This is a genomic window from Tessaracoccus flavus, assembly GCF_001997295.1.
GTDB lineage: Bacteria > Actinomycetota > Actinomycetes > Propionibacteriales > Propionibacteriaceae > Arachnia > Arachnia flava.
The window spans coordinates 3,212,091-3,222,890 of the sequence record NZ_CP019605.1 but is presented as its reverse complement, the minus strand read 5'-3'; the positions used below and the strand labels follow the sequence as shown (position 1 = coordinate 3,222,890).

The following is a 10,800-nucleotide window of genomic DNA, read 5'->3' as shown; positions in this document are numbered from 1 at the left end:
TGATCCAGGCCTCGTAGCTGGCGAGCTCACGGTTGATTGGCTCGACCTTGCGCATGGCGCAGCACGCCTGCGGATCGCGATCGTGCAGCCGGGGACCGTACCTGACGTCCTGCTCGGCGACGGTGAGCGCCGGCAGGGCCTCGACGATGCGGACGTCGACGGCGTGCGCGAGGGCGTCGCGGGTGCCGATGGTCTCGATGAAGTGGTAGCCGGTCTGCAGGAACAGCACGTCCACCCCGGGAGCGTGCTTGGCCGCGAGGTGCGGCACGACGGTGTCGGCGGCCATGGAGCAGGCCACCACGAGGTTCCTGCCGAAGGTCTCGGCGGCCCACGCGAGGACCTCGTCGGCCGAGGCGTCGGCGAACCGGACCGCCGCCTCGTCGGCGAGCTGCTTCAGCTCCTGGCTGCTGCGCACGCGGCCCGGCCCGTGGGCGGGCGGGGCGATCGTGGTCATCGGAGCGCCTCCTCGTCGGCACGGTGGGCCCAGCTGGAGAAGGTCTCGCCCTCGGCACGCTCGGCGAGGTATCCGCGCACGACGCGCTCGACGTAGTCGGGCAGGTCGGTCGCGGTCACCTTCAGGCCGCGGAGGGTGCGGCCGAGGCCGGGCTCGTCGCGGTCGCTGGACGCCAGGCCGCCGCCCAGGTGGACCTGGTAGGCGAACTCGTTGCCACCGTCGGCGCCCTTGGCGAGCTGGCCCTTCAGGCCGATGTCGGCCACCTGGATCCGGGCGCAGGAGTTGGGGCAGCCGTTGACGTTGAGCGTGATCGGCGTGTCGATCTCGACACCCGCCAGGCGCTGCTCCAGCTCCGCGATGGTCTCGCGAGCCGTGTCCTTGGTATTGACGAAGCTGAGCTTGCAGAACTCGATGCCCGTGCAGGCCATCGTGTTCCGGCGGAACGGCGACGGCCGCCCGGTGAAGCCGATCTCGTCTGTGCCCGCCAGGAACTCCTCGACGGCCCCGGGCTCGACGTCGAGGACGACAACCTTCTGGTGCGGGGTGAAGCGGATGCGCCGGGAGCCGGCCTTCTCCGCGAGATCCGCCAGGGCGGTCAGCCGGGTCCCGGAGGCGCGGCCGACGGTGGGGGCAAGGCCGACGTAGAGCCGGCCGTCCTTCTGCTCGTGCACGCCGACGTGGTCCCCGGGGGTCTTCGCCGGGGCGGGCGCGGGACCGTCGGGGAGGGCGCGGCCGAGGTACTCGGTCTCGAGGACCTCGCGGAACTTCACCGGCCCCCACTCGGCCAGCAGGAACTTCATGCGGGCCTTGTTGCGCAGGCGTCGGTAGCCGTAGTCGCGGAAGATCTGGATGACGCCGTACCAGACCTCGGCGGCGTCCTCCTCCCGGACGAAGGCGCCGAGGCGCTCAGCCAGTCGCGGGGTGGTCGAGAGCGCGCCGCCGACCCACAGGTCGTAACCCGGACCCAGCTCGGGGTGTACCACGCCGACGAGGCTGATGTCGTTGATCTCGTGCACGACGTCAAGGCTGGGATGGCCGGTGATGGCGGTCTTGAACTTGCGTGGCAGGTTGGCCACCGTCTCGTCGCCGATGTAGCGGTCCACGATCTGCCGGATCACTGGGGTGGGGTCGATGATCTCGTCGGCGGCGATGCCGGCGACGGGCGAGCCCAGGAACCCTCGGGGGGTGTCGCCGCAGGCCATCGTCGTCTCGAGGCCGACAGACTCGAGCCGGCGCCAGATCTCCGGCACGTCCTCGATCGCCACCCAGTGCAGCTGGATGTTCTGGCGGTCGGAGATGTCGGCGGTGTCCCGGGCGAAGTCGGTGGAGATGCCGGCCACCACGCGCAGCTGCTCGGTGGTGAGCGCGCCGCCGTCGATGCGGATGCGCATCATGAAGTAGCGGTCCGAGAGCTCCTCGTCGGTCCACTTGCCGGTGTGCTCGCCGCCGACTCCCTGCTTGCGCTGCGTGTAGATGCCGAGCCAGCGGAAGCGGCCGAACAGGTCCTCGTGGGGGATGGAGTCGAAGCCCTGCCTGGAGTAGATCTCCTCGATGCGACGGCGCACGTTGAGGGGGTTCTCCTCCGCCTTGAACACTTCGTTGGGGTTCAGGGGGGCGGTGCCGTCAACGAGCCACTGGCCGTTCGACTTTCCGGACGCGGATTGGCGTACGCGTTGCGGGGTGGTGGTCATGGTTCCTTCTGGGGTTCGGACGTGGATGGGCCCGCTGGAACCTGGACTTCACGCCGGGCTCTTTGGGCCCGGGCTGTCTCTGGAGGAGGTTGTCGGGCTTCAGTTGCCCAGACACATGGCCGACGCGACGCGCGCCAAGTCCACGTGAGGTCGACTCACGAGGCGCGGGTTGCGAAAGGACTGCATGGAGAGGACCGTACGTGCAGGGATGCCTCCGGGGAAGTCCCGTCTCAGGCCTTGGACACTCGGCCGATGCTGCGCCTCATGTTCTCCGATGGCGAACACTCAGCGCTCGAGGCATATACCATACCCGGTATGGCGTCATTGTTGATCCTCGGCGGCGGTACGGCCGGCACCATGGCCGCGAACCTGCTGCGTAAACACCTACCGTCCGAGTGGACGATCACCGTCGTCGACCGCGACGACGACCACCACTACCAACCCGGGTACCTCTTCGTCCCGTTCTGGATGAAGCCGTCACGGGTGAGCCGAAACCGTTGGGCACAGCTCAGCGGCGGCATCGAGCACATTCAGGCTGCGGTCAGCCGCGTCGTGCCCGACGAAAGACGCGTCAACCTGGCCGACGGCAGGAGCCTCGACTACGACTGGCTCATCATCGCGTCCGGATCGGTCCCCCGGCACGACCTGATCCCCGGGCTCTCCGACGGCCCGCTGTGGGGCACGAAGATCCACGACTTCTACACCCTCGACGGCGCACGCCGCCTCGCCGAGGCCCTCCCCGACTTCGAGGAGGGCAAGATCCTCGTCCACCTCGCCGAACTGCCCATCAAGTGCCCGGTGGCTCCGTTGGAGTTCGCCTTCCTGCTGGAAGACCACTTCCGCAAGCGCGGCAACCGGCACAAGGTCGACATCACCTACGTCACCCCGCTCGACGGCGCGTTCACCAAGCCGGTCTCCGCCAAGGCCTTCGGGGACCTCCTCGAGGACCGCAGTATCCGGCTGGCGGCCGACTTCACCGTCTCGCACGTCGACAACGACACCTCTCGCCTCGTCTCGTACGACGGCCGGGAGTTGCCGTTCGATCTGCTGGTGACCATCCCCCCGCACACCGGGGCGCAGTTCATCACGGACTCCGGGCTGGGCAACGACATGGGCTTCGTACCGGTCGACAAGTTGACGCTGCGAGCCAAGGCCGACGACCGCATCTTCGTACTGGGCGACGCCAGCGACATCCCGACGTCCAAGGCGGGATCGGTGGCGCACTTCGCCACCGAACTGTTCGTCGACAACTTCCTGGCCGCCATCAAGGGCGAGCCGCTGCCGAACGAGTTCGACGGCCACGCCAACTGCTTCCTCGAGTCCGGCCGCGGCCAGGCCCTGCTGCTCGACTTCAACTACGACACCGAACCGCTGCCGGGCGAGTTCCCGGCGCCCGTCGTCGGGCCCATGAAGCTGCTCAAGCGCACGCGCCTCAACCACCTCGGCAAGCTCGCCTTCGAGCAGATCTACTGGCACATGCTGTTGCCGGGCAAGCGGCTGCCGGTCCCCCTCAAAATGTCCATGGCGGGTAAGCGCCAGCCGGACACAGCCCAGAAGGAGAAGTGATGCCCACCAACACCCTGAACGGCCGCTCGTTCCAGGTCAACGAGGAAGGGTTCCTGACGGAACGCAGCGAGTGGAGCGAGGAACTCGCCGCCGACCTCGCCGCCCTCATCGACCTCGAGCTGACCGACGCCCACTGGGCCGCCCTGCGCTTCATGCGCGACGACTCCGCCCCGACCGGTGTCACCCCCACCCTGCGCCGGATGCAGACCGTGGGCGGATTCGACATCAAGGAGCTCTACCGGCTGTTCCCGGTGAAGCCCGCCAAGAAGATGTCCTGGCTGGCCGGGCTGCCGAAGCCCGTCGGCTGCGTCTAGGAGAAGAAAGAACATGGCACACATTCCCGAGGGATTCATCATCCCGAACTTCGGCCCCACCGCCGCGCCGTCGGCTCCCGCCCCGTCCGCCGACGGCTCAGTCTCAACCGCGCCGGCCTACGCGGGCCCGCGGAAGATCGCCTTCATCTGCTCCAAGGGCAACCTCGACATGGCCTACCCGGCACTGATCATGGGCAACTCCGCGCTCGGCGAGGGCATCGAGGTGCACATCTTCTTCACGTTCTGGGGTCTGGACATCGTCCACAAGAAGACCAACAAGAACCTCAAGTTCACGCTCAGCGGCAACACGGCCATGCACATGCCGCAGCTGGGACGCCTGAAGCCCGGGCTCGAGCACGTCTCGATGCCCCAGGCGATGGGCAACATCCCGTTCATGACCCGCTTCGCGACGTCGATGATGAAGAAGCAGATGGAAGAGCTCGAGGTGCCCGACGTGCCCGACTTCATCGACCTGCTGCACGCCGCCGGCGCCCACATGTACGCGTGCAAGCTGACCTTCGACATGATGAAGATGATCGAGGCCGACCTGCACCCCGGCGTCGAGGGCGTCATCAGCGCCACCGACTTCATCGAGATCTCCGAGGGCGCCCAGGTCATCTTCGTCTGACCCAGCCGCTCGCATCGCGCTGGCCGTCCCCAGGGGCGGCCGGCGCGAGTTATAGCGGCGCCTGGATAGCGGAGTCATAACGATATTCGTTAAACGAATCGTTGCAATGTAACACCCCGCCGGGCCCTCCCTTGAGCCCGTCAGGCGTCCCTCAGAGCGAGCGGGATCACCTTGGCGCCGGGCAGTCGTGCCAGGTCGGCGCCGTCGAGCAGGATCTTGCTTCCCCGGACCCCTCCGCCGATCACGACCGGCCCCGCGCTGACGACGGCCTCGTCGATGAGGATCGGCCAGCCGTCGGGCAGCCCCACCGGGGTGATCCCGCCCTGCGTCATCCCGGTCAGCTGCTCCACCGTCGGCTGGTCGGCGAACGACATCTTCCGCATGCCCAGCTCCTTGCGGACGGTCTTGTTGACGTCGGCGCGGTCGACGGCCAGCACCATCACGGCAGCGTGGACGGTCTCCTCGCCGCGTCGCCCGAAGACGACGACGCAGTTGGCCGACGCCTCCAGCGCAACGTCGTACCGCTCGCAGAAGGCGGCGGTGTCGGCGAGCGCCTCGTCGATCTCGGCGACCCGCGCGTCGGGCACGCGATGCGACGCCTGCGCGACGGGGTGGGCGACCAACTCGGGATGGTCGGCGAGCGGGTTCCAGTCCAGGTTTCCTTCGGCAGATGGCATGCCGTCGAGACTACTGCGCGCTTCCGGTGGAGCCGCGCGGCGGGAGCGAATCGATCGTCTCCACGACCACGAGGTCGACCAGGTAGAGCATCAGAGCCACCCCGATGATGGCCATGACCGCGAGCCACAGCACCCAGCCGCCGGGGTTGAGGATGATCAGCACGGCGGGGATCACGAGCCAGACTGAGGCGAGCAGGCTCCGGGGCAACTTGCCGAGCGCGAGCAGTGCGGCTAACTTCGCGGTGCGGGCGAACCCCTCCCCCGAGAGGCCAGTGGGAAGAACCAGACAGCCCAGAGAGTCACCAGGATGGCCCCGGCCAGCACTCCGGCCTGGGCCACCAGCGCAGCGCCACCGTCCATGCGGCCGAGCGCCCAGTACTCCCAGCCCAGGACAGAGCCGACGGCGAGCAGCAGCAGCCACCCGAGGGTCGCCGTCCTCCACGTGCGGGTGAAGTAGGAGAAGTAGGTGCGGGCAGGCTTCGCCCCCTCCTCACGGACCATCTCCAGCAGGGTGCCGTGGGCCGCGGACAGCGCGGCCCCCGCGGTCACCACCGGCAACGAGCAGACGATGGTGAGCGCGTTGACGACGACGACGTCGGCCGCGAGGCCGAGCGCCTGCCAGGTCCGCGAGTTGGGGTCGACCACTCAGCCCTTGACCGACCCGGCGACGACGCCCTCGATGATGTGCTTCTGCGCGAACAGGTAGAACACGATGATCGGGACCACGGCCAGCACGAGCATCGCCATGAGCGCACCCATGTCGCGGTTACCGTTCGAGCCGACGAACTGCTGCACCACGACCGGGATGGTCTTGAAGCGTGTCGACAGGCCGATGACCAGGTAGGGCAGCAGGTAGTCGTTCCAGATCCACATGGCGTTGAGGATCGCCACCGTGATCGTCACGGGCTTGAGGATGGGCCAGACCACCTGGAAGTAGGTGGTCAGCGGTGAGCATCCGTCGATATAGGCGGCTTCCTCGATCTCCAGGGGGATCGACTTGACGAACCCGGAGAAGATGAACACCGACAGCCCCGCACCGAAGCCGAGGTAGAGCACCATCATGCCGACCGGGTTGGCCAGGCCGAGGGCATCGGCGAGCTTCACCGTCGGGAACATCACCATCTGGAACGGGATGACCATGGAGAAGACGAGCAGGTAGTAGATCAGGGACGTCCACCACGTCTTCACGCGCATGATGAAGTACGCCAGCATCGCCGTCAGGAACACGATGATGAGCACCGATCCGATGGTGATGACGAACGACCAGAGGATGGCCTCGAAGAAGTTCTGCGCCTGGATCCCGGTGATGTAGTTGCTGAACCCGGCCCACATGTCCCCCAGCGGCACCGCGAAGGGGTCCGACGAGATGGAGAACTTCTGCTTGAAGGAGTTGAGGACGATGAAGACGATCGGCCCCAGAAACAGGCCTACGAGGGCCACCAGCAGCGCGTAGATGAGGATCTTGCTCACCGGGTCGCGGCGCTTGCCGCCGGCCTCGGCCGCCGGGGGCGTCGTCGGTCCAGCGACCGGTATGGGGGTAACTGTCTGCGGTTGCGTGCTCACGCCTCAACCTCCCTGCTCCGGGTGGCGCGCAGCTGCAGCAGCGCGATCGCCACGACGACGATGACAAATAGGACGGCCTTGGCCTGGCCGACGCCCTGCCGACCGATCTGCGAGAACATCGTCTTGAAGATGTCCAGCGCGACCATCTTGGTCTGGTCCATGGGGGCGCCGTCGGTGAGCGCGAGGTTCTGATCGAACATCTTGAACGCGCTGGACATCGTGAGGAACAGACAGATGGTGATCGTCGGCATGATCATGGGGATCGTCACGTTGCGCAGCGTCTGCCAGCGGCCGGCGCCGTCGATGGCCGCTGCCTCGTTGAGCTCCGGCGGCACGTTCTGCAGTCCCGCGATGTAGATGACCATCATGTAGCCCACCTGCTGCCAGTTGACCAGCAGAATGAGGCCGATGTAGCCGTACTTCCAGTCGGCCACCAGGGTGGTTCCGTAGTTGGCGAGGACCGCGTTGATGATGACCTGCCAGGTGTAGCCCAGCACGATGCCGCCGATGAGGTTCGGCATGAAGAAGATCGTCCGGAAGACGTTGGTGCCCTTCAGCTTCTGTGTCAGCAGCTTGGCGATGCCGAAGGCGAAGAGGTTGACGGTGATGACCGACGCGACGACGACGAGGATCGTGAACCAGAACGAGCCGAGGAACCCGTCAGCGGGATCGAGCGCCCGACGGTAGTTGTCCAGGCCGACCCATTCGGCGTTGGTGATCGTGGTGAATTTCGTGAACGACAGGTACAGGCCGATGACGAACGGTGCCAGGAACGCGATGATGAAAGCGACCGACGTTGGCAGCACGAATAGCGGGAAGTACTTCTTCAGGGATCTCTGCATAGTGATTACTCCGTTGAACCCCGCCCGGCCGCGATGCCGAATGGGGTACTGGGGCGGGCCACTGTGCGTGGCCCGCCCCAGATGTTAGCCGACGGTCAGTTGCCGCCGACGGCAGCCTTCTCGGTGGCCCAGTTGGCGACGACCGCTTCCTCGACCTCAGCCCACTCCAGGTTGCCGGAGGCGTACTGGGCGAGGAGCTGGGCGAAGTCGTCCTTGAACTTGGCCGAGGGCATCGTGGTGAACACCCAGGGCACGGCGGTCAGGGAATCGTCGCTGATGTAGCGGTTGATCTCCTTGGCCAGCGGGTCGGCCGGCGTGCGATCGCCGAAGGACTTGAACGGAGCGATGAAGCCGAGATCCTCGGTCACGTAGTTCATGCCCTCTTCGTCGGTGAACAGCCAGTTGACGAAGTCGATGGTGGCCTGCTGGTCGGCCTCGGTGGCCTGGCTGTTGACGGCCATGAAGGCCTCAGTGCCGACGTTGATGCCCAGGTCTTCTTCACCCTCGACGCCCGAGTAGATGGGGAGGAACTTGATGTCTTCCTCAGCCACTGCGTTGCCCTCGATGTCCTTGATCTGGCTCCAGGCCCAGTTGCCGTTCTGCACCATGGCAGCCTTGCCCGTGGCGAACTCGGCCATGGAGTCGGTCACGGTCTTGGACGGTGCGAGCGTCTTCTCGACGGTTGAGTTGGTCAGGTAGAGGTCAAAGATGTTCTTGAACTCGTTGCTGTAGGTGAACTCGATCTCCTCGGCGTCGGTGATCCCCTTCTCCTGGTACTCGTGGTACAGCGGGGTGTTGAACAGGTGCGTCTGCCAACGCCAGGCCTCACCGGTAGCCAGCGACGTCGACGCGAACACGCCGTCGATGCCGAGGTCGGCCTTGCGGGCCTGCATGTCGTCGGTGACTTCCTTGAGCTTGTCGAAGTTGTTGATCTCGTCCATCGAGGCGGCCTTGGCGCCGTCCATCTCGAAGTAATCGCGCATGATCGCGTCGTTGTAGATGATGCCGAAGCCCTCGACGGCCAGCGGCACGCCGTACACGGTGCCGTCCTCGCCGGTGAGCGCGAGGCCGGGATCGCTCAGGTCCTTCGCGAAGTCGGTCTCGCCGAGATCAGCGGCGTACTCCTGCCAGCTGACGAGGCCGACGGGGCCGTTGATCTGGAACAGGGTCGGGGCGTCCGACTTCGTCATCTCGGCCTGCAGGGTCTGCTCGTACGTGCCGGACGCGGCGGTGACCACCTTGACCTCGACGCCGGTCTCTTCGGTGTACTTCTCGGCGATCTCGCCGTAGGTCGCCTCCGACTCGGGCTTCCAGTTGAGGAAGTAGACCGAGCCCTCAGCGTCGCCGCTGGCGCCTTCGTCATCGCCGCAAGCGGCCAGCGCGCCGACGGACAGTGCCGCGACCGCAAGGAGCGCGATGGAGCGCTTCAGGTTCTTCATGGGGTTCGTACCCTCCTAGGTAACGTTGCGGCCCGCCCTCTCGAGGACCGCGGGGAGACGTCGTCAGCGTCACCGCTGACCACGTCGATGGCGACACTAACGGTCCTCGCGGCGAATTGGCACGTTAGAAAGGTCACAATTCGGCAACGATTTGAACGAGCAAACTTGCACGCCTTGACGGATACCACTGGGGGTATTGGGCCGCGTGTGGCAGACTGGTCGAATGCGTCGCCATCTGAACCTCTCCCTGCAGGCCCTGCGGTCCTGGTCCGCCAGGCGATGGGCGGGCGCCGCCGTGGCCACCCTCGTCGTAGGGCTGGCCCTGGGCGTGGTCACGGTGTTGATCCCGAACCCAATCTTCGGCCGCGAGATCCCGCCCACCGCGTGGAGCTACCCGGCCTGGATCGTCACCTCGGTCCTGTCCGGCATGCTCATCGCCACGTACTTGCGCAGCGGACCGAAGGCGACCGCGGACGCAGAGGACGAGAAACTCTCCGTCTGGGGCACCGTGGGCGCCTTCGGGGCGTGGTTCGCGATCGGATGCCCGGTCTGCAACAAGATCGCCCTGCTCGCCCTCGGCTACACGGGTGCACTGACCTACTTCGGGCCGCTCCAGCCCTGGCTCGCGGCCCTGTCCCTGATCCTGCTGGCCGTCGGTCTGGTCTTCCGCCTCTCGGGCAGCATCGCCTGCGCCGTCCCTCAGCGACGCCGCGTCTCCGTGGCGCAGCCGAGCTGATCACGCTCCACTGGCCGGCTGGGGCCACCCCACGCCCGGAGTAAGCTCCACTGGCCGGCTGGGGCCACCCCACGCCCGGAGTAAACTGCGCCTGGGACGGGGCCTCCCTCACGCACGGCCAGACGGCGGAAGGCGACCTGTGAGCAGCACCATGAGAAGCAGGGACGGCAGCGTCCACGTGACCGACGAGCGGTTCAACACTCTTTCGCACCTGGTCGCCTTCTGCTTCTCCGTCCTGGGAGCGGTCCTGCTCGTCTCCCAGTCCGTTGCGCAGGGCGATCCCTGGAAGATCGTCGGGTTCAGCGTCTACGGGCTGGCGCTGATGACGCTCTTCGCCGCGAGCACGCTCCATCACGGTCTTGATCGCGGTCCACGGGTGAACGAAGCGCTGCGGACGCTGGACTACGCATCAGTCTTCCTCGTCATCGCAGGCACCGTCACTCCGCTCGTGCTGGTGCTCGTCCGCACTGTGTACGGCTGGGCCGTGTTCGGCGCCGTGTGGGCCGTTGCGATCCTCGGGATAGTGCTGCGCTCCGTCTGGCGACGACTCCCGAAGTACGTCACCAATACCCTCTACATCACGCTCGGCTGGATGACCATCGCCCTTCTAGGCGGGGATGTCTCGCTCCCGCCGATGGCACTCGTCCTCCTGGCCGCGGGCGGTCTGGTGTACAGCGCAGGCTTCGTCATCTACGTGATCGAGCGGCCGAACCCGTGGCCCGGGAAGTTCGGCTTCCATGAGCTCTGGCACATCCTGGTGGGGTTGGCAGCGATGCTGCACTACTTGCTGATGTACTTCTTCGTGCTACCTGCCTGACGCTCCGGCTCTCCTACGTACTGGCGCGGGCGCAGCGGCGCCAGCCGCTACGCTCGTCACCATCAGCCAGGAG

Annotated in this window: 13 protein-coding genes; 5 read left to right on the top strand and 8 right to left on the bottom strand. The window is 66.4% G+C overall.

Going from position 1 to position 10,800, the window contains the following annotated elements:
* Positions 1-450 precede the first annotated feature (450 nt).
* On the bottom strand, positions 451-2,145 hold the full coding sequence (locus RPIT_RS14755) for a nitrite/sulfite reductase (RefSeq protein WP_077344129.1): 1,695 nt from the start codon (positions 2,143-2,145) through the stop codon (positions 451-453).
* A 99-nt stretch (positions 2,146-2,244) separates the two neighbouring features.
* Positions 2,245-2,331 carry a putative leader peptide gene (locus RPIT_RS16215; protein WP_418361386.1) on the bottom strand — a complete coding sequence of 29 codons (87 nt, stop codon included), beginning with the start codon at positions 2,329-2,331 and terminating at the stop codon, positions 2,245-2,247.
* Positions 2,332-2,460: 129 nt separating this feature from the next.
* Here RPIT_RS16215 and sqr point away from each other — a divergent pair, with 129 nt between their 5' ends.
* The 3 genes from sqr to RPIT_RS14740 are packed head-to-tail and all read left to right on the top strand — an operon-like array spanning position 2,461 to position 4,653.
* Entirely contained in the window at positions 2,461-3,711 is a 1,251-nt protein-coding gene (gene sqr, locus RPIT_RS14750) for a type III sulfide quinone reductase, selenoprotein subtype (protein WP_077344128.1), read from the top strand.
* On the top strand, positions 3,711-4,025 hold the full coding sequence (locus RPIT_RS14745; protein ID WP_077344127.1) for a TusE/DsrC/DsvC family sulfur relay protein: 315 nt from the start codon (positions 3,711-3,713) through the stop codon (positions 4,023-4,025). The genes sqr and RPIT_RS14745 overlap by 1 nt, the downstream gene beginning before the upstream one ends.
* A 13-nt stretch (positions 4,026-4,038) precedes the next feature.
* Positions 4,039-4,653, top strand: coding sequence for a DsrE/DsrF/DrsH-like family protein (locus tag RPIT_RS14740; protein WP_077344126.1), 615 nt, complete (start codon positions 4,039-4,041; stop codon positions 4,651-4,653).
* A 140-nt stretch (positions 4,654-4,793) separates the two neighbouring features.
* Here the strand turns inward: RPIT_RS14740 and RPIT_RS14735 are convergent, their stop codons facing one another.
* From RPIT_RS14735 to RPIT_RS14715, 6 genes are all read right to left on the bottom strand, one after another.
* A complete protein-coding gene (locus RPIT_RS14735) occupies positions 4,794-5,330 on the bottom strand; it encodes a YbaK/EbsC family protein (RefSeq protein ID WP_077344125.1) in 537 nt (178 codons plus the stop codon).
* A gap of 10 nt (positions 5,331-5,340) precedes the next feature.
* Positions 5,341-5,505, bottom strand: a complete 165-nt coding sequence (locus RPIT_RS15155; protein ID WP_157633359.1) for a hypothetical protein — start codon at positions 5,503-5,505, stop codon at positions 5,341-5,343.
* A gap of 56 nt (positions 5,506-5,561) precedes the next feature.
* Positions 5,562-5,975 (bottom strand): DUF624 domain-containing protein, encoded by a 414-nt coding sequence (locus RPIT_RS14730; RefSeq protein WP_077344124.1) that lies wholly within the window; start codon positions 5,973-5,975, stop codon positions 5,562-5,564.
* Entirely contained in the window at positions 5,976-6,893 is a 918-nt protein-coding gene (locus RPIT_RS14725) for a carbohydrate ABC transporter permease (RefSeq protein ID WP_226996281.1), read from the bottom strand.
* On the bottom strand, positions 6,890-7,735 hold the full coding sequence (locus RPIT_RS14720; RefSeq protein WP_077344123.1) for a carbohydrate ABC transporter permease: 846 nt from the start codon (positions 7,733-7,735) through the stop codon (positions 6,890-6,892). Before RPIT_RS14720 ends, RPIT_RS14725 begins: the two co-directional genes overlap by 4 nt.
* A 95-nt stretch (positions 7,736-7,830) precedes the next feature.
* The gene (locus RPIT_RS14715) at positions 7,831-9,174 is read right to left on the bottom strand and encodes an ABC transporter substrate-binding protein (RefSeq protein ID WP_077344122.1); all 1,344 of its coding nucleotides are present in this window, start codon (positions 9,172-9,174) and stop codon (positions 7,831-7,833) included.
* A gap of 223 nt (positions 9,175-9,397) precedes the next feature.
* Here RPIT_RS14715 and RPIT_RS14710 point away from each other — a divergent pair, with 223 nt between their 5' ends.
* Complete coding sequence (locus RPIT_RS14710; protein ID WP_077344121.1) at positions 9,398-9,910, top strand: hypothetical protein; 513 nt, start codon at positions 9,398-9,400, stop codon at positions 9,908-9,910.
* Positions 9,911-10,049: 139 nt separating this feature from the next.
* Entirely contained in the window at positions 10,050-10,727 is a 678-nt protein-coding gene (gene trhA, locus RPIT_RS14705; protein ID WP_218121624.1) for a PAQR family membrane homeostasis protein TrhA, read from the top strand.
* Positions 10,728-10,800: the final 73 nt, after the last annotated feature.